The organism is Bartonella sp. P0282 (genome assembly GCF_048452985.1).
Classification (GTDB): domain Bacteria; phylum Pseudomonadota; class Alphaproteobacteria; order Rhizobiales; family Rhizobiaceae; genus Bartonella; species Bartonella choladocola.
Genome location: NZ_WTFO01000001.1, coordinates 859,926 through 878,826, shown reverse-complemented (window position 1 = coordinate 878,826; position 18,901 = coordinate 859,926). Strand labels below are relative to the sequence as shown.

Annotated in this window: 21 protein-coding genes and 2 pseudogenes; 8 read left to right on the top strand and 15 right to left on the bottom strand. The window is 46.3% G+C overall.

What is annotated here, in order from left to right; genetic code table 11:
- Window position 1 precedes the first annotated feature (1 nt).
- From flgG to GQS64_RS03870, 9 genes are all read right to left on the bottom strand, one after another.
- Window positions 2-799, bottom strand: a complete 798-nt coding sequence (gene flgG / locus GQS64_RS03910; RefSeq protein ID WP_188318098.1) for a flagellar basal-body rod protein FlgG — start codon at window positions 797-799, stop codon at window positions 2-4.
- Between the two features lie 62 nt (window positions 800-861).
- Entirely contained in the window at window positions 862-1,212 is a 351-nt protein-coding gene (locus GQS64_RS03905) for a flagellar hook-basal body complex protein FliE (protein WP_077991033.1), read from the bottom strand.
- Window positions 1,213-1,214: 2 nt separating this feature from the next.
- Entirely contained in the window at window positions 1,215-1,403 is a 189-nt protein-coding gene (locus tag GQS64_RS03900) for a hypothetical protein (protein WP_198230679.1), read from the bottom strand.
- Between the two features lie 4 nt (window positions 1,404-1,407).
- The gene (gene flgC / locus GQS64_RS03895) at window positions 1,408-1,827 is read right to left on the bottom strand and encodes a flagellar basal body rod protein FlgC (RefSeq protein WP_188318097.1); all 420 of its coding nucleotides are present in this window, start codon (window positions 1,825-1,827) and stop codon (window positions 1,408-1,410) included.
- A complete protein-coding gene (gene flgB, locus GQS64_RS03890) occupies window positions 1,827-2,213 on the bottom strand; it encodes a flagellar basal body rod protein FlgB (protein WP_077991028.1) in 387 nt (128 codons plus the stop codon). Before flgB ends, flgC begins: the two co-directional genes overlap by 1 nt.
- Before the next feature lie 449 nt (window positions 2,214-2,662).
- Window positions 2,663-3,577, bottom strand: coding sequence for a hypothetical protein (locus GQS64_RS03885; protein WP_198230678.1), 915 nt, complete (start codon window positions 3,575-3,577; stop codon window positions 2,663-2,665).
- Window positions 3,578-3,601: 24 nt separating this feature from the next.
- Entirely contained in the window at window positions 3,602-4,945 is a 1,344-nt protein-coding gene (gene fliI, locus GQS64_RS03880; RefSeq protein WP_188318096.1) for a flagellar protein export ATPase FliI, read from the bottom strand.
- Between the two features lie 80 nt (window positions 4,946-5,025).
- Entirely contained in the window at window positions 5,026-5,766 is a 741-nt protein-coding gene (gene flgF / locus GQS64_RS03875; protein ID WP_198230677.1) for a flagellar basal-body rod protein FlgF, read from the bottom strand.
- A gap of 83 nt (window positions 5,767-5,849) precedes the next feature.
- Window positions 5,850-6,650: a DUF1217 domain-containing protein gene (locus GQS64_RS03870; protein ID WP_077991019.1), complete on the bottom strand. Its 801-nt coding sequence runs from the start codon at window positions 6,648-6,650 to the stop codon at window positions 5,850-5,852.
- Between the two features lie 288 nt (window positions 6,651-6,938).
- On the opposite strand from GQS64_RS03870, the gene motA reads away from it, so the two are divergent.
- The 8 genes and pseudogenes from motA (at window position 6,939) to GQS64_RS03830 (ending at window position 12,992) form a co-directional block, all read left to right on the top strand.
- Window positions 6,939-7,814, top strand: a complete 876-nt coding sequence (motA, locus tag GQS64_RS03865; RefSeq protein WP_077991012.1) for a flagellar motor stator protein MotA — start codon at window positions 6,939-6,941, stop codon at window positions 7,812-7,814.
- Window positions 7,815-7,817: 3 nt separating this feature from the next.
- Window positions 7,818-8,840, top strand: a complete 1,023-nt coding sequence (locus GQS64_RS03860; RefSeq protein ID WP_198230676.1) for a FliM/FliN family flagellar motor switch protein — start codon at window positions 7,818-7,820, stop codon at window positions 8,838-8,840.
- Window positions 8,818-9,288 carry a BAB2_0123 family type IV secretion system effector gene (locus tag GQS64_RS03855; RefSeq protein ID WP_246786389.1) on the top strand — a complete coding sequence of 157 codons (471 nt, stop codon included), beginning with the start codon at window positions 8,818-8,820 and terminating at the stop codon, window positions 9,286-9,288. Before GQS64_RS03860 ends, GQS64_RS03855 begins: the two co-directional genes overlap by 23 nt.
- Before the next feature lie 319 nt (window positions 9,289-9,607).
- A pseudogene (fliN, locus tag GQS64_RS03850) lies at window positions 9,608-9,847 on the top strand (flagellar motor switch protein FliN); the annotation flags it as partial.
- A 27-nt stretch (window positions 9,848-9,874) separates the two neighbouring features.
- The gene (locus GQS64_RS03845; protein WP_198230675.1) at window positions 9,875-11,032 is read left to right on the top strand and encodes a flagellar motor switch protein FliG; all 1,158 of its coding nucleotides are present in this window, start codon (window positions 9,875-9,877) and stop codon (window positions 11,030-11,032) included.
- A gap of 6 nt (window positions 11,033-11,038) precedes the next feature.
- Window positions 11,039-12,109 (top strand): flagellar biosynthesis protein FlhB, encoded by a 1,071-nt coding sequence (gene flhB / locus GQS64_RS03840; protein ID WP_198230674.1) that lies wholly within the window; start codon window positions 11,039-11,041, stop codon window positions 12,107-12,109.
- A gap of 67 nt (window positions 12,110-12,176) precedes the next feature.
- Window positions 12,177-12,602 carry a hypothetical protein gene (locus tag GQS64_RS03835; RefSeq protein ID WP_198230673.1) on the top strand — a complete coding sequence of 142 codons (426 nt, stop codon included), beginning with the start codon at window positions 12,177-12,179 and terminating at the stop codon, window positions 12,600-12,602.
- Between the two features lie 213 nt (window positions 12,603-12,815).
- Window positions 12,816-12,992, top strand: a complete 177-nt coding sequence (locus GQS64_RS03830; protein ID WP_198230672.1) for a hypothetical protein — start codon at window positions 12,816-12,818, stop codon at window positions 12,990-12,992.
- Window positions 12,993-13,465: 473 nt separating this feature from the next.
- Here the strand turns inward: GQS64_RS03830 and GQS64_RS03825 are convergent, their stop codons facing one another.
- The 6 genes and pseudogenes from GQS64_RS03825 to flhA form a co-directional block, all read right to left on the bottom strand.
- Window positions 13,466-13,930 (bottom strand): hypothetical protein, encoded by a 465-nt coding sequence (locus GQS64_RS03825; RefSeq protein WP_198230671.1) that lies wholly within the window; start codon window positions 13,928-13,930, stop codon window positions 13,466-13,468.
- A complete protein-coding gene (locus tag GQS64_RS03820) occupies window positions 13,927-14,379 on the bottom strand; it encodes a flagellar protein FlgN (protein ID WP_198230670.1) in 453 nt (150 codons plus the stop codon). Before GQS64_RS03820 ends, GQS64_RS03825 begins: the two co-directional genes overlap by 4 nt.
- Window positions 14,380-14,606: 227 nt before the next feature.
- Window positions 14,607-14,778, bottom strand: a pseudogene (locus GQS64_RS03815) (rod-binding protein); the annotation flags it as partial.
- Between the two features lie 376 nt (window positions 14,779-15,154).
- Window positions 15,155-15,550, bottom strand: coding sequence for a hypothetical protein (locus tag GQS64_RS03810; protein WP_077990992.1), 396 nt, complete (start codon window positions 15,548-15,550; stop codon window positions 15,155-15,157).
- Entirely contained in the window at window positions 15,550-16,317 is a 768-nt protein-coding gene (gene fliR, locus GQS64_RS03805; protein WP_077990991.1) for a flagellar biosynthetic protein FliR, read from the bottom strand. Before fliR ends, GQS64_RS03810 begins: the two co-directional genes overlap by 1 nt.
- A 12-nt stretch (window positions 16,318-16,329) precedes the next feature.
- Window positions 16,330-18,423 (bottom strand): flagellar biosynthesis protein FlhA, encoded by a 2,094-nt coding sequence (gene flhA / locus GQS64_RS03800; protein ID WP_077990990.1) that lies wholly within the window; start codon window positions 18,421-18,423, stop codon window positions 16,330-16,332.
- Window positions 18,424-18,901 lie beyond the last annotated feature (478 nt).

Genomic DNA, 18,901 nt, shown 5'->3' with positions numbered 1-18,901 from the left:
ATTACCTTAAATTCTTCGAGACGACTGCCGACATTTCATCTGCCGCCTGTATGACTTTGGAATTCATTTCATAAGCGCGTTGGGCAGCTATCAATTCGGTAATTTCTTTCACCGGATCAACGTTGGAAGCTTCGAGATAGCCTTGCATGATTGACCCGTAATTTTCTTCACCGGGGTTACCGGCAATCGGTGCGCCCGATGCCTGTGTTTCACGAAACAGGTTATCACCGACCGCTTCAAGACCTGCTTCATTGGTGAAATTGATCATATTGAGACGACCTGCTTCAACAGGCGCAGCATCGGCATCCGGCTGGTAGGTCACCCGTCCATCGGCGCTCACGGTAATAATGCCGTTTTTACCGATTTCGTTCGGAACGGTAATGACCGGCTGGACAAGATTACCATCCAGAGTAACAACTTGCCCGTTTTCATTCAGATTGAATGCACCCGAACGGGTATAAAACGTATTGCCATTCGGATCCTGAATTTCAAAATAACCACGGCCACGGATTGCCAAATCTAGCGAGTTGGATGTCTGGACAAACGAACCTTGCATATTGTTTTTGCGAACGGCAGCCGTGCGAACACCAAGACCGACAATGGCACCTTCAGGAATTGTCGCTTCGTTCATCATGTTCGGAACGCCAACGGCGCGATCGGTCGTGTACATAAGATCGCTGAATTCGGCACGGGAACGTTTGTAACCTGTTGTATTGATGTTAGCAATGTTGTTTGCGATAACATCAAGATTGGTCTGCTGGGCGTTCATACCGGTGGCCGCAATTGATAAAGATCTCATAACCATTGGACTTTTCCCTTTATTGCTCTGGTTGGTTCAAATTTGTTATCCGGACCAACCGGTTAAATCTGCATACGACTGATTTCGAGATAAGCTTGAACAATTTTATCCCGAATGGCGATTGCGGTATTCAATGAACGTTCGGCATCCATCACCGAATTGACAACTTCACGCACCGACACGTCGCCACCTTCCATTTTCTGCATTGAAAGGCTTTCGGCCTTTTCAAGATTGTTGCCGACAGCACCGCTAACTTCAGCCAGTACCTGATCGAAACTAGGACTTTTTACACCCTGAGCCTGACCTGTAGCTTGCGTGTCTAATGAAGTTGTCTGGCTGGCATTAGCGCCTTGTGATTGCCCCAACCTTTCAAGAGCGGCACGTGTTGTTGCTGATGTTAACGACTGTATCATTATTACATCCCCGTCATTTTAAGCGCGCCCGCAAGCAAATGTGCAGACCGGCAGATAACTTCGAGATTGGCTTTATAATTACTTTCATCGCTAATCTTTATAATCTGGCCTTTAATATTGATCTCATTATTACCCAATTGTTCTTCAAGCTTAGAAAGATTTTCATCTTTATTTATAATTATGGTTTTCAACTTATTAACCTCTCAACAGGTCAATTGTCTGGGATACAAGATCCCTGGCCTGACGAATAACTTGTAAATTTGCTTCATAAGACCGGTTTGCTTCACGCATATCGGCCATTTCAACAATTGCATTCACATTCGGATATTTCACATAACCATTGGCATCGGCCGCCGGATGACCGGGCTCATATTTAACGATATAAGGCGATTTATCAGTCGAAATCCGTGCGACCTCGACGCCTTGCGCATCCGCATAGGGATTGAGAGCGGCTTCAAAACTGACCGTCTTGCGTTGATAGGGATTTGCTGCGGCAGTTTCGCCGGTCGAGTTGGCGTTGGCCATATTTTCAGCAATAATACGAAGGCGTGTGGATTGGGCGGCAAGCCCGCTTGTTGCGACACGTCCTGCTGCAATAAGTGGATCAGACATAATCACGATCCTCCTTTAACTGTAGCCATCATCATTCGATGAAAGGCTTTTACGATAACGGTGTTGAGTGACATTTGCTGGCCGATTTCGCCACCTTTGCGCATCTCTTCTTCGAGATTGACATTATTGCCGGAGTGGGTAGTTTCAATCGTATCTTCAGGCCGCATTGCATGGGCTTCCATGCCATTATCCGTGACATCCATGTGTTTGCTGTTTGTCACAGTCATCGCCATGGTATCATTGTTGAGAATTGCAGCGAAGTCTTTAACGTCACGCGATTTGTATCCGGGTGTGTTGACGTTCGCAACATTGCTCGCTACGACCTTTTGGCGTGTTGCCAACCAGTCAGCTTGTTTATTTGCTATATCAAAAAGATTTACCGGACCCATTGTCGTATACTCTATTGAACAGAATAAACAATAGGCGCGTAAACTTGCGCGAGACTTGCGTCAGAAAATGTTTTTTAAAGTCAATAAATAAATAAATTGAATCAATAAGTTAACAAATAAAAATCACAATTCTTGTTGGCTTCGGCGTTGAAAAACTGGTTCATTTTCAATTTTTTTATTAAAAAACCGGCGCCCATTTGCCGATTATATATAAATCCGACAAATGTCCGGTACTGTAAAATCCGGCGAAATAACCCGTAACACAAGAAACGCCGGTTGAACCCGAAAAAGCCAACGTCTCCGGCATTCTATGTTCTTTATCCGAAACTTCTGTCTTCAAATTCCGGAACGGTCGATCGCTCTACGAACGTTCGGTCGCTCCACTTTTGTCTGATAGCTTTATGACCTCTCCCGTCAAGCCTGAAAATAGTGCACCGGTAGCATTCCGATTAGTGACCAACCGGAACAATCCCTCTCGACGTTTTCAACGCCACTTTTCCACTTTGGCTGTCTTTCATAACTCTTACATAATAACTTCCGTCAGGTAATTTGCTACCCGGTCTTGCAAACCAATACCCCTGACCATATTCGATCATCGCCATTCCGTTCACGACATCTTTGACGACATAAGGTTGTGCTTCGGGTGCGGTGGGTTTCAAACTCCCGTCCGTCTCGTCGGGATTGGCAGCCTTGGGCAAGCCACGACCGTTGGACATGATTGCTTTTTGTGAATCATAATCGCGTGTAGCATAGGGATCTACCCTGTCGACTGTTTCAAAACGCGAGCGTTTGTACCACCCGTCATGCGGTCTGAAAGTGCTTGACACTGCCGGCTTGCTGTCAGACGTATTGGCTCCACCCTGCCCGCCAATCTGGAAGGCATAGACTACAAACGGCAAACTCCCGCAGCCGATTGCCATGGCCACGCCGAAAGCACGCAATAGTGAATCGACCGAATTGAATATTCCGAAAAACGTACCGCTTGAAGAACCGGCAACCGAATTTACAATGCTGATGGATTGAATTCCCGCAAATGCTGCTGAAATTCCTGCTACAGCTTTCTTGAACAAATTGGTGTTTTGTTTCTCGACAATACCGGAATTACGGTTAAGGTCTGTCTCTCCATCTTCATCAGGATTTCGCCAAAATAACCAATGTTGATTTTTACTCTGGCGCGAATTGCCCGAACTGGCGGTGCCGGTATCAATGTGTTCAAGATCCTGCAAAAGTTTTGCCAATTCTCTTTCGGTATCATCACCGCGTTTTTTGCTTGCAAGGCCTTTCATCCTGAAACCGCCGAAGCTTTGGCGTTCATTGCTGCCAAAGTTCGGGAAAGATGAACCAAAATTTGTTATATCTGTCATAACTGGAATTCTCCTGCACTTATCCTAGGCAGCTTGAGCTCTCAATGCTTTAGCAAGATCATCGTAAGGGTCACGGGAAACCGGCGTATCGGGAGACTGGTTCATTGCCGCATAAATTCGCGGCACCATAACCACAGCCTGATCGAGAACCGGATCCGATCCGGGATGATAAGCCCCCATGGCGCGCAGATCCCGCGTCTCTTCATAACGCGAGATCATTTCTTTCAAACTTCTTACGAGCTTTTTCTGTTCGGCCGTCCAGCTATGGGGAGCAAGACGTGAAATCGAACCGGGAATATCAATGGCCGGATAACGGCCTTGTGCAGCGATAGCTCTGTCAAGCACAATGTGACCATCCAGAATACCACGAATGGCATCGGCAATCGGGTCGTTATGGTCATCGCCATCAACCAGAACCGCATAAACTCCGGTAATCGACCCTTTTCCTTCGGGACCCGGTCCTGCACGCTCCAACAAACGTGGCAAATCACTAAACACACTTGGCGGAAATCCGCGAGAAACCGGCGGTTCGCCCGCTGCAATCGCAACCTCGCGAGCAGCCAAAGCGTAACGCGTAATAGAGTCAACCATCAACAATACATTGTCACCCAAGGAACAGAAATATTCTGCAATTGTTGTCGCCATTGCCGGAGCAAGACGACGCATCATCGGGCTTTCATCACCCGTTGCAACGACGGTAACAACTTTGGATAATTTTCCCTTCATTGTATCATCAAGCATATCGCGCACTTCACGACCACGCTCGCCGGTCAAGGCCAATACAACAGTATCGAAATCATCTGTCTGCGTCATCATTGCCAATAAAGTCGATTTACCGACACCAGAACCGGCAAAAATGCCGATACGCTGGCCAAAACAGAGGGGCGTGAAAATATCGATCACCTTGACGCCCGTGCGCAATCCTTTACCGACACGTGCTCTCTTCAATGCAGGCACTGCGTGGGTTTCAACCGGCATCTTCTTTTCGCCGGTTACAATTGGTCCCAGATCGTCGATTGCTTCTCCCAAGGCATTAACAACACGTCCGCGCCACGATTTATCAGGTGAAACAGTGAGAGGGCCATTCGGAAATACCGAGGCATTAAGTGCCGGAACAATAGTTTCATCAAAAGGTTTAATCAGCACATGGTCTTCATTGACACGAATGATTTCACCGCGAGCCATATCACGCCCGCAATCAATCAGGACATTATCTCCAAGTGACACATCATCGGAAAGGCCACGTGCGGCAACGGCGACACGTGATACATCGCTCACAATTCCACCTTTACTTACCAGAGGCGAGCGTTGACGTTTTTCCTGTTCGGCAAATGCGACAAGCAAAGACAGTGCATTGCTTGGGGAAATGCTTAACTGCCCACTTTTTTGTCCAGTGTTTTCCATAAAATTTTCAACCCGATCTTATATGATTGCGGATGATTGATCCGTTACTGACTTTTACCGCCGAGAGTCTGGATAGCCTGCGTGCCTCTTTCTTCTTGTTGACGCATCATTGCTTCGACCCGTTCAAAAGCTCTCGAAACTTCGATAAGACGCGTCATTTCAACAACGCCATTCACATTGGAATTTTCCAGAAAGCCTTGTACGACGCCGTTTGCAGCGTCTCCCTGCATGGGTATGGGGGCTTTATCAGGCACGACCGAAGCATTCGGGCCGTAACTCAACTTGCTATCAGGCTGGAATTGATAAAGGCCGATTGCCGCGACCTGCAGGTTGTTTTGGTAAATTGCACCATCGGCCGAAATTCGCGGAGCGCCGTTAGCAGGATCAATCTGAATCGGTGCACCGCCATTATCCAGAAAAGGATAACCTTGAACCGAAACAAGCCCGCCTTCCGGTGTCATAATCATACGCCCGTCGCGCGTATAAACCTGACCGTTAGGCGTTTGTAGCGAAAAATAGGAATCTCCGTTAACGGCAACATCCAGAGGGTTACCCGTCTGTGTAACCGGACCACGATTGGTTGAAATATAGGATTTGCCGGCGCTACTGAAATTGACATTCTGATTATTGTCACGGGCAACGAGAGAAACAAGAGATTCAAACTTCATCTCTTCCGAGCGAAACCCCGGTGTGTTCACATTAGCCATATTCCGCGCAATGGTTTCCATGCGCTTTTCTAAACTGATTTGCCCGGAAACACCGACATAGACCGGATTTTGCATCAATCTTTGTCCTTTCTTGCCCAGACAGTTTCAAGCCGTCTGGCTTCCAATTGAGCGGACAAAAGATCAAAGCAAAAGCTATAAGATCAATTGCCGCCCGGTTTGAGCGACTGCATTGCAATCATCGACGCATTCGAAAATCCGAATGAGCCACCTGATCCTGTGCTTTGCAGAAGTGTTAATGCAGGACTGACCTGCGGCTGGTTCTTGGCATCATACATGGCAGAAAACCGGCCGATGAATTTTTCCAATTTTGTCCCGTCAGCCAGATCATCAAAGTTCATCTTCTGTTCAAGAAGACGTTTCTGCGCTTCGACATCGGAACCCCTTACGCTGTCGGGAATATCAAGAGCTGTGTAAACAACCTCTGCAAGTGCTTTATCCGCAATGATCTGATAAGCCCATCCATCTTCTGACAAGCTGCCATTTTTTGCCATGCTGCCAATCGTACGCGTAAAATAAAGTGCAAGACGCGCACCTTCATTCTGGTTACCTAATTCGACTTCCAACGTCTGCTGCATGTATTTATTGACTGTAGCTTTTGTTGCACTGTCCTGGGAAGTAGCCTTATCACCGTATTTGTTGAAGTTGAACGCAGCAGCGAATTGTTGATAGCGCTTGTCTGTAAGCCTAGTCGCATAATCGGGATCGGTTAAAACCTTGCGCATCATGCCCTTGGCATAGATCATATCTTCAAGGCCGTAAGCCTTCATCGCATAGTTGTACAGCCGTTGATCGCGAAAGAAATCATCAACATCGTTCACACTTTTGATGTTCTGAGTATAATAGTCTGTTTCCCGTTTGACCGCAGGTTCATTCATAACCCTGTCAAGCGTCTTTGACATATTATCTATCGTACTTCTATAGCTGACGTAAGTGCCAATCATAGGATTACCTTTCCTCAGTAATTTCTTGTGTAACGGATGAAACTTGCCCGAAGCTGAACTCGCCGTTACAAACAAAACTGACAGTTTGTTATCACTACTATCTCTGTTAATGATTATACCATAACAGTCTTTATTATTATAATATAATATTAGAAATGGCTGTTTTTTAGCGTTCTGGCAAGAATCATGCGATAATATCGGGGCTGAATGATAGATTTTATTATGGCAAGCTTCACACAAGGCAGCTATTCTATACATTCGTTGACTTAAAAGATAGGAGCGTTTGCGTTGGGTGTTATTCTAGGACTAGCAATTGCACTTGGCTGTATCCTCGGAAGCTTCATGGCAATGGGGGGGCATGTATCTGTTCTTATGCAGCCTTGGGAATTTGTCATTATCTTGGGCGCCGCATTTGGCACGTTTATCATTGCCAATCCATTCTCGGTCATCAAAGATACGATCAAAGCCACATTGGAAGCAATGAAAGAAGCTGTCCCGAAACAAAAGGACTATCTTTCATTACTCGGCCTTCTCTATGCATTGATGCGCGAAATGCGTTCCAAGTCACGTTCGGAAGTTGAAGGCCACTTCGACAATCCCAAGGAATCGTCGATATTCCAGCAATATCCGACAATATTGAAAGATGACTCGATCACCAATTTTATTTGCGATTATTGCCGCCTTATTCTTGTCGGCAATGCACGGCCTTTTGAAATCGAAGCACTGATGGACGAGGAAATCCACACGATTTCACAAGATGCATTAAAGTCGGCTTCGTCTTTGCAAACAGTTGCCGATGCGCTGCCTGCACTAGGTATTGTTGCCGCCGTTCTCGGTGTGGTCAAAGCAATGGGACACCTTAACGAATCTCCGGAAGTTTTAGGCCATTATATCGGGGCGGCTTTGGTCGGTACATTCGGTGGTATTTTCTTTGCTTATGCCGTATTTGCTCCGATAGCCTCTAAAATCAAACTTGTCCGCGGCAAGAAAACCCGAATTTACACGGTAATCAAGCAGACTTTGCTGGCTTATATGAATGGTGCAATGCCACAAATTGCTTTGGAATACGGACGAAAAACAATTTCGGCAAAAGATCGTCCGACAATAGATGTGGTTGAACAAGAAGCAATCTCCGGTCAACCGGCAACAAAAGAGGCTGCATAAAATATGTCGGAAGCAACCACTGATAAAACAACGCAAACTGCCGGAGCAAAAAGCCAGGCCGCGCCTGAGGCAGAAAATAGCGCTGCGCCATCAGAATCGGTAGAAGAAAAAAAGAAAGATGTTCTGGCCGAGCATATTTTGCGTGCCGCCGGAATATCCGGTGACGATCTCCAGTCTTTCCAGCATGTGTTCGGAGATGCGGCAACAAATTTATGCGCAAGGTTGGCGCAATATACGTCTGCTACTTTCACTATAGAAGTTAAATCGCTCGACACTTTGAAAGCCGACGCACTCCCGAAAATTATAACCGGAGATACGCTGGTTGTCAGGTTCGAAGCCGACCGTTGGGGTGGTGACGTGTTGTTTGTTCTGGATGCAAATCTGGTAAGCGTTGTAACGGATGCTTTCTTCGGAGCACCCGAACCGGCGATTCTTAACCGCAATGGACGGCCTTTCAGTCCTGTCGAGACCAAAACAGGCGAAACATTGGCGCAAGCCTTATCCGCAGCAATGGATGATGTTTTCGGAAATGGTGATGGTACACTCTTCAATTTTAAAGAGACAACCAATGCACAAGAGTTCGATATTGAAGACTTTGAACAATTGCGGATGTTCTCGTGCCTGTTATCGGTGAAATCGGGTGAAGTTGAAACAACACTCAATCTGCTTATGCCCAGAAGCTGCCATCGTCCGATACAGGAAGCAGTCACCAGAGTATTGAGGGCGCCTTCGACGCGGACAGACCCGTTATGGGCGAAACGCTTGCGTCAGGAAGTCAGCCGCGCCCATGTCGGCATTGAAGCTTACATCATTCAAGGGTCTATGACGTTGAATGAATTGATGCATATAGAAGTCGGGCAAGTCCTTCCGCTTCCTGCCAATGCAGTCAAGCAGGTAAGAATGCGCAGCGGAGACAAACCCCTTTACAAATGTTCGCTGGGCAAAGTGGGGTCAAATTTTTCTGTACGGGTTACCGACCCGATTGATGAAGAAGAGGAAATGTATGATGAACTGGTTCATAGTTAATATTATTGGCGCCGTTCTTGCGATGACATCCGTTGGTGTGTTTGTCATTACCGCGCGCAAACTGGCCAGTACAATCCGTCTGGGACGGCAATTGGCCGAACAGGTTCATGCTGCAACATCAAGTCTCGATCGCGCAGTCAAAGCATTGCGTGAAGAACATCAGGATTTTCGCGATGAAAATAAAAAGCTTGACGCGCGCATTACCGAATCGTCACGCATTCGCAGGGAAGTTGACCGTTCTGTTGCCCATATGGAAACCATACGCAACCAGTTGCAAGGAGATTTTAATCGTCTGCGCGGTATATTGACGGCACAGGCGCATGGCCCGACAGCAAATTCCGCCCCTACCCGTTCTGCAACGCCGCAGACAATGCAGAATAACGGATTACCGGTTTTTGTTCAGCGCAGGGTACATAAAGCAGATCTTGGCAACAGAGTACAATTTTAATCAGAACCGGCAATAGCTGTAATGAAACGGTGAGACTATGGCAGACGATACAAAACCGACAACGACTCCACCGCCAATGGGTGCCAAGCCGACAATGCCGCCACGTCCGGCAGGAACAGCTATGCCGGGGGGAGGCTTCAAACCCAATGCCCCGACTGGCGGGGCAGCTCCATTTGCAGGGGCACATACAGGAACCGCCGGCGGCTTTGGCGCGAACCCGCAAAAACCTGCCGGCTCGAATTTTGGTGCGGGCGGCGGTTTCGGAGCGTCGGGGACCACGCAGCACAATACCCAGGCACAGCAGAGCGAGCCGGCAGGCAATGCCGATCTGATTATGAGCATTCCTGTCGAGGTACAAGTCGTCCTCGGTGGCACAACAATGCCTGTTGCAACTTTGATGAATCTCGGACGCGGCGCGGTTATTACACTTGATAAACAAATTGGTGATCCGGTTGACATCGTTGTCAACGGTCGTGTCATTGCTCGTGGTGAAGTTATCGTGATGGAAGATGATTCATCCCGTTTCGGGGTGAGCTTGACGGAAATTATCGGCAAATAATCTATTTGAATGCTTTGAAAGACAGCTATGGCGTCAACAGAACAGGAAAAAATATCCGGAAATGAAGAGCCTGTTGTTTCTGCAACCGGCCCGCGAAAAACTTCATCCTCTGTGATTGACAGCCTGACGGGGCAACAAAAAGTTGCCGCGTTGCTTGTTGCTATGGGAAAACCGGCGGCTGCAAAAATACTCAAGCATTTTTCACCTGATGATTTACGCCGGTTGAGTGGTCAAGCCCATACATTACCCAATATCAGCCTTGCCGATTTTGACATTCTGGTACACCAGTTCGAGGATGCTTTCGCAGAAGGCGTATCTTTTTCGCAAGCCGGTGAACGTTTTGATAATCTTGTTCAGGAAACTTTGCCGGAAGATGAAGCGGCAAAAATACTTGATCCGAATGCAACACCGGCTATTCCGGAGGAAAGCCTATGGGAAATCATGGGCAAAATGTCGGCTGAAGAATTGCAGGATCATCTCTCACAGGAACATCCGCAAGTTATTGCTTATATCGTATCAAAACTTCCTTCCGATCTCGCGGCAAAGCTGCTCCTCCTCCAGACAATGGCCGAACGCGGCGATATTATCTTCCGCACACTGCATTTACGCTCGGTCATGCCGATTGTTGACGAATTGTTGGATAAGGCTTTACGTCCCGAACTGATGCAAAAGAACGAAACCGCCGACCAATCGCATTATGGTGAAATTGCAAACATTCTCAACCAGCTCGATAAAAGCGAAATTGATGAAATGCTTGCAAGCCTTGACGGCCTTGATCCTGAAGATCTTGAAAAAATCAAATCGAAGCTTTTTGTTTTCGAGGACATTCCGCGTTTGTCGGCAAGAGCCCGTCTGTTGCTTTTCGACGATATACCTGCAGATGTCATTATCACTGCTTTGCGGAACGCTGACAAAGAGACAACCGAAACTATTCTCGGTTCCTTGTCACAACGCAGTCGCCGCATGGTTGAAGCCGAGTTGAAATCGCCGAATGACATGATAACGCAAGCCGATATTACCAATGCGCGCAGAACAATCGCACAACAGGCGATCAAACTTTCGAGTGAAGGAAAAATAAGTCTGGCAGCAGACGAAACTGCAAATGGAGCCGCAGGTGGCGCACCCGATGGTGACCAAAAAGCACCTGAAGGCGACACCAAAGAAGCAGAAAAACCTAAAGAATGATAACAAATGGCTGAAGACAAACCGGATAAGGATAGCCAGACCGAAGAGCCGACCGAACACAAAATAAGCAAAGCGGAAGAAAAAGGTAACCTTCCGTTTTCGCGGGAATTGCCAACCTTTGCAGGTCTTGTCGGTTATAGCATGATTGCTATATTCATCGCTTTTCCTGCAATGTCGAAGCTTTCCAATTTCCTTGTGCAATGGATCGAGCGACCCGAAAGCTGGCGATTGAATGGAGCAGAGGATGTGAAACATCTTTTGCTGCTGGTCGGTGGTCATGTGGGGCTGGCTTTGCTTCCTATTCTGGTTATTATTCCACTCATCGGCATTGCCGCCTCTATGATTCAAAATGTTCCGCGTGTTGTAGGGGAAAGAATACGTCCGCAATTTTCCCGCATTTCACCGGCTGCCGGTTTCAGCCGCATTTTCGGTAAAAGCGGCTTCGTTGAATTTTTAAAATCGCTAGCCAAGCTGATTGGCGTCAGTCTTATTGTTTATCTTTCCTTTTTCAAAGGCAATACAGTTTTTACCGACGCATTGGGAACGGTTGCATCGGCATTGCCGGAATATATCCGTTCGGAAGTTGCCCAGCTTCTCATTTCATTTTCGGTTGCCGTTGTCGCAATTGCCGCTTTTGACTTTGCGTGGTCACGTTTCAGTTGGCGTCGGCAGTTACGCATGACAAAACAGGAACTCAAGGACGAACAAAAGGAAATCGAAGGTAATCCGATGGTCAAAGCGCGTATGCGATCACTTGCCCGTGACCGTATCCGTCGCCAGATGATGGCCAACGTTCCGAAAGCCACGGTCGTTGTTGCCAACCCTACCCACTTTTCTGTTGCGTTGCGTTATAAACCGCCTACCGATTATGCTCCTGTGGTTGTCGCCAAAGGGCAGGATATTCTGGCTCTTCGCATCAGAGAAATTGCTGTCGAGAGCGACGTTCCTGTTATAGAAAATATACCGCTTGCACGTGCACTTTATAAACAGGTAGAAGTCGACCAGGTTATACCCCAAGAATTCTATCAAGCTGTAGCGGAATTGATCCGCTATATTAACAGTCAAAAATTACACTGACAAAACTAAAATACACTGACAAAAATACTTAACCCCTAATCTTCTACTAAAACTGTTATGAAATAAAATGAAAAAAGATGATGTCCATGAAATGCGCGAGATGATGATTGCAAAACAGGTCGCGCGAATTATTCCGGAATTGAAACTTGTCGATCCGGCCGATTTCATTGCTTATCTACACGATGAGCATTTCGCCAATATCAGTGATATTATCGACGCGGCGACCGAACTGCATTTTTATCCCCACACCGTGCGTTTTGCAAATGGGGGAAGCTTTGAACTGGACTGGGATACACCGCCGACGATTACTCTCGATATGGAATTCTCGAATGACGGCGTAACTGCCTATTTCCAGCTCATTATGTCGCCTGAAGGTTTTGGCGTCGAGCTTGATAATGTCGTTTTTGAAAATCCTCAGGATGATGAAACCGATACACGTCAATTGATCGACGCATTGAACAATGCGCGGCTTAAAAAAACGTCAGGCAAATAGAGTTGAATATCAATATTCACACGTTGAATAGACAAATTGAAATCAATCGCCTTTGCCAACTGTTTTTCGATCTTTGGCATAGGCTCCAATATATGTATAGGCGCCAATATATTTTGTCGACGAGAAGAGATTGACTGCCGATAAGACATTTCATTCATTGATATTCGTCTCGAATTGAACAATCGATATTCCCGCTGAAATCAGGCATTACCCATGAATATGTCTTGCCCGAATTTCTATTCTTTTTCATGCCGCATGACCGGATTTTCAGAATATTTTGAAGCCTATCGCTCAAACGCTTCAATTTTCGATATGGAACTGTTTACCGATGTCCACGACGGGACCAAACGGGCAGCACTTCATGAATACGCCTGCTTGCCCGATTTTTGAAAATAACCGATTGATTTTAGTCTGCGGTGGAGCCGAAAACAGTCTTCTTCCGAAAACAACACACTTTTTAGCCGTTGAACTTATTCCGTACGGCTATTCGATTTTTTGTAAACGGTCGGTTAACAAAAGGCGGAATTGAACGCCTCAAACCGGTATTTTCCGCGGCGCTAGCAAGGAACAATAACCGGAATGACAATCAATTCTGGCAAATGATTATTCAACACGCGGAAATAGAAAAACCGGTTGTCATAAACCGAAATCCGTCGTTTCCATTATCGGGAAAAGAAATCAAGCATTGTTGAATTGGTGACGTTACCAATCCGGAATGAGAAAAACAGCGTTGGCCGCCTTCACGACGACCGGCACAACGTCCCTTACCGGTTAGCAAAGAATTGCGATCAAGTCTTGAACACAGATTAAAATTTTCCTGAGAGTTTCAGATAATTTGACAGATTTCACTCTATGAACCGAATTTACTTCACCTTGTTCATATCTCTGACCTGATCGGCCGGAATAAAATTGAATTGCTCCACCATCAGGTCTTTAATCACCGGTTCAGGAAAACGTTGATTGACGCCGTCAATAATTTTTTGCTTTACGTCCTCGAACTTCACATGTTCGATCCGTTTTGTATCGGTATAGGAGCCGTAAAAAACGTTAAAAACAGCATCATTAACAATGAGTCCCAGTGGGACATGCAATTTATTTTTGACGTTTGAGTCAACTGTATAGACAAGCTGCGCAATAATATAACCGTCGACTTTTCCATCGGCTAAAATTGGCACACTCATCACATCTGTCCGGTCGAAATCAATCGACGACGAAGACTCTTCTGTTGCGGCAGCGGACTTGGGCTCGGACCCCATTTTGATAGCCAACATCAATGACCCTAAGGCAATAATGCAAACCCAAAGTCCGATGACAACAGTTTTTATCATTTTTGCTGGCCACTATTGACAGTAAATGGATCATAGGTTCCATCTGTCTCCTGTTCGCGAGCTGCATTTTGCATCATTTGCGAGAGTTCGGTAACAGCTTCCAGATGAATTTTCAATAATTGGCTATTGCGTTCAAGTTTCTTTTTCAACCCGTTCAGCAATGTTTCAACTTTGTTTTCCACGCTATCATCAAAATAACGGGCAACTTCGGTCATAGATTGATTCAAATCGCGCAAACCACGGGCTTTACGAGCATTAATATCGTTATAATCGGGGTTTTGATGTTGTTCGAGCGCACTTGTTTCATAATCGACAACTTCTTCAAGAGCGTTGACAACCGCTGCAAACCTCGCCAAGGCAACATCCCTCGCTGCGGGATCATTAATGTGCGCCTTTACGACCGGAGCCGAAGCCATATTCTGTTCGCCTGATTGCTCAGCTAAAGACATTTGAAACTCCTTTGATTGAGCATGTTACCATAAATCATAATAAAACGTTCAAGTATTTTCAGTCATCTGTTTGCGCACGAAGTTTATATCGTGGCTATGGACAATATTATCAACAGTTGCCTGAGTATTCTGGTTTGTACGTGCAAGATCGCCAAAGGCTGAACCCATCCCTTGTATTCCACCGTCGGGAACTTTGCCCTGTTTGAGTTCTTCATCGCGCGCCAGCATTTTCGCGACGCCAATTCCGCCGCGATCGGCCACTTCCTTGGCCATTGACTCTGCCATCATGGATTTCCAATATTCACCGGCCTGACCTTTACCGAAAACTGACGGCGTATCAGTGGTAAACATATTCTGGATAAATGATTGCAACATGAAAGCTTCAAATTTCTTATAGGCCTCGGTATGGTCGCTGTTCGGTGATTTCTCTTTTATTTTAACCTGATTGGCATATTGTCCGGTAACAGATGATACTGACGTATCACCACCGGCTTTTGCCAATTGTGAAAAGCCTTCACCCGACATTTCAAGATTTGCAGCGCGCACTGCACTTTGTGCATTGCGCAATTTTTCGACCGAAGCTCTGTATTCGAGAGGATCCGCCGCTCTTGACACGTCAAGTACCAAGTCAGAAGGTGGTTGAATGGCCATTATTCGTCCTCTTATAAGCTCTTATCCGGTAAAATACCGGAATCTCATCTATGCGGTTCACACCCGAATGCCGTAAACACGAACAACACGGTTTTCCCGCTTTTTTGACTATAAGTGATAAAGCTTATCCCAAACTGGTGTCTTTGACGATTTTTGCCGCAACATATTCTTCAAGCATTTTTGCCAGTTCTTTTCTTTCTTCGAGATCCTCGGCGGCCTTGCGCTTCTCGTCAATAACGTCGCAGCGCCGTGTTGATTGCAACAGCGTTTTCCTTTGCTTTACAATCAGATTATCAAGAACAGCTTCGTTACGGGCATTTTTTTCAAGGCGTCGCGAAATCATCATCGGGTCGAACAAATCCGACTGTGAGCCATTTTCCATTAATGAAAACAAAAACTTGTCTTCATCTTCCAAAGCCGAGCGCTGGCTTTGCGTGCCCTCAAGCTCGGCTTCATCACGCGCTTTCACCAATTTTTGGGCTTTTAAAAGCCTCGCATAACGTTGGCTCTGTGTTGGCATTATGGCCCCCTATTCAACCAAGAAGCATATTCGGCACCCAAAAATGTCAATATTTCCGGCAATAGATAATAAATGAGCAAAAGCCCGCCAAACATAACAAATGGCATGGATATGAAATAGACCGGTATCGTCGGCGTCAATTTATTTATCAGTCCGACAGCTATATTCACCAAAATCGAATAGATGATAAAAGGCGATGCAATACGCAAAGTTGTCAAAAATGTTTGCGAAAGCGCATCCTGAAAATCGGTCAAAGCCGATTGGGGAGCCGGTGTTAATGAAACCGGAACAACCTGATAGGAGGTCATAAGCCCGCGAATGACAACCATATGAAGGTCGGCCGCAAAAAATAGCATCAGCGCACCGATGGTTATCATGTTGGCCACCTGGGTTTCGGGCATGGATTCGATAACGCTGGTTCCCGGCTGACCGGAATATCCGATCGACATACCGATAATATTGGCCATAAATTGCAATGCCCACATATAGGCTTGCGCGATAATACCGAATGTCGCACCAACAAGCGATTCACTTGCTATACCCACGACCAATGTAGCTAATGTGGGATTTTTGGCGATCTCGGTAAATTGGGAACCTGAAAGCGGCACCATAATCAATGAAAAGGCGATTGCCAAAAAAAGTCTGAAGGACATTGGAATGCGGGCACTCGATATGCCCGGCATCAACATCAGGCAGGATCCTACACGCGCAAAGATCAGCATGGCGACAATCACCAGCTGATCTATGGGCAAAAGTGCAAAGGACATATCCTGTTCCTTTTAGTCGGCGATCGTCCCCAAGGTTTTGACTTCAACACCGCGGGCAATTTCTGCGTGTGACAGAACCGGTAAGGTCGCAAACAAGCGTTCAATAATCATGCGAACATAAGGACGTGCTTCCGGCGAAGTAATAAGAACAAATCTTTCGCCTTTTTCCATATGTTTACGGATAGCATTTGTAGCCTCTGTACCAAATTTTTCAAGTTCTCTCGGATCAATATCGAATTCGACAATCTCGCCTTTGCCGTCACGTTTCAATGCCTGATGGAAAACCAGATCCCAATGGCTGCCAAGGCGCAAGACATTCAATACACCATTATCCGAGAGGTCGCCGCAAATTTGTTGTGACAAGCGCATGCGAACATGTTCGACAATAAGCTCGGCACGGCGGACATGGGGTGCAATTTCCGCGATTGCTTCGAGTATCTGGTCAAGATTGCAAATGGAAACACGTTCGGCCAGCAACAATCTCAAGACCGATTGTAAACCCGAATAGGAAAGATGAGCCGGACAAATTTCTTCCAGAAGTTTGCGATATTCCGGTCCCAGACGTTCCAGAAGAATCCGCATATCTTTATAGGAGAGCAATTGTGCCAAATTATTGCGCAAGACTTCGCTTAAATGGGTGAGCAACACCGACATGTTGTCAACAGCCATATAGCCTTCACGTGCAAGTTCCGAACGGAATGTCTCGGATGTTGCAAATGCACGCATTCCGAATGCCGGTTCACGGACTTCTTCGCCGGGAAGGTTCGGTGCCGGTTTTTCTCCCAGCATAACCAGAACATCTCCGATACGGACTTCGTAACTCGCAACAACCGTTCCATGTAATTTGATCTGATAGGATTTCGGCGGTGTTTTATAATCATCGGAGACTTCGATTTCAGGAATAACAAAACCGAAATCGGTCGCAAATTTGCGGCGCATTTTTGCAACGCGGTTGGCAAGCTCTGTTTGATGCGGCAACAGACGCGTTGCCAATTGTTTGCCCAATACAAGTTCGATAGCCGGTTTTTCCAGCGAAGCCTTGACCGATTGGCTTTCTTCTTTTTCAGCAATTGCATCAGCCTGTGCTTTCATAGCCTGTTCTTCTGCCGCCTGACGTTGCAAACGACGCGGAATTGAAAAGCCGATACCGGCAAGAAGTGCTGCAATGGTCAAAAACGGGAAGGCTGGCAATCCCGGCATCAACCCCAAAACAGCAAGCAGAACCGAAGCAACAAACAAGGCTTTCGGGTAACCACCCAATTGTCCGAAAACAGCTTTTTCTGTTGAGCCGCGTGTTCCGCCTTTGGAAACCAGAAGGCCGGCGGCAAGAGAAACAATCAAAGCCGGTATCTGTGTGACCAGACCATCACCGACCGACAGCTTTGTGAAAACATCTGCGGCCTGCGACACATCCATGCCATGACGGGTAACGCCGATGACAATGCCACCAAATATGTTGACCGCTGTAATAATGAGACCGGCAACCGCATCACCACGAACGAATTTTGAAGCACCATCCATCGAGCCGAAAAAGGAGCTTTCCTCTTCCAGTTCACGACGGCGAACCTGTGCCTGTTTTTCATCAATCAAACCGGATGACAAGTCGGCGTCAATCGCCATCTGTTTGCCAGGAATGGCATCCAAAGTAAAACGTGCACCGACTTCAGCAATACGGGTAGCACCTTTGGTAATAACCAAAAAGTTTACGATAATAAGAATTGCAAAAACCACGAGACCGATGACAAAGTCGCCACCCATCACGAATTGTGAAAACCCGTGAATCACATGTCCGGCTGCGGTATAACCTTCGTCACCATGAGTGAGGATAACACGCGTTGTCGCAATATTGAGCGATAGACGCAGCATGGTTGCGATAAGCAACACCGTCGGAAAAGCCGAAAAATCGAGCGGGCGCTGAATCCACAATGCCACCATCAAAATCAAAACCGAAAAAGCTATCGAAAACGAAAGCCCCATATCCAGTACAAAAGATGGAACAGGCAAAAACAAAACTGTCAATATAATGACAATACCGGCAGCGAAACCAATATCACTACCGGAAAACTTACTGCTTTTGCTTATCGAGTTTACGGCACTTTGCTGCACGTTGTTCTCCTTAACAAGAAAAGGCACGACAATGCGATCACAATCGTCATGACCTTTAAGTCCTGTTACAAAATAGAAAACGAAGCTTGCGCGAAGGTGGTGGAAACGAAAGCGGTGGAAACATTGTGCACGTTCATGAAGTTTCCACAACATGCTCACGAAATTTTACAAAATAGTAACCAACGTGTCCTAAAAATGATATTCAATAAAGGCAATCACCGGACTGAAGCCCTGAATCAAGCGATAAAAGCTTGTCCCGAACTTCCAAAAAGAACCGGATTTCGGGTTTTTTAAAAAATTTATGGAACTTTATATGATTGCCCGAATTATAACACATTGTTATATTACGTGTTGTAATATATTGTGATAGATAGAGATATTCGAGGTGAGATCATGACTGATATGATGAAAATTGCAGTGTTCTATTCCATGATGATTGTAAGCACGAATGTTGCAATCGCCTTTGCTGTTATGGGAT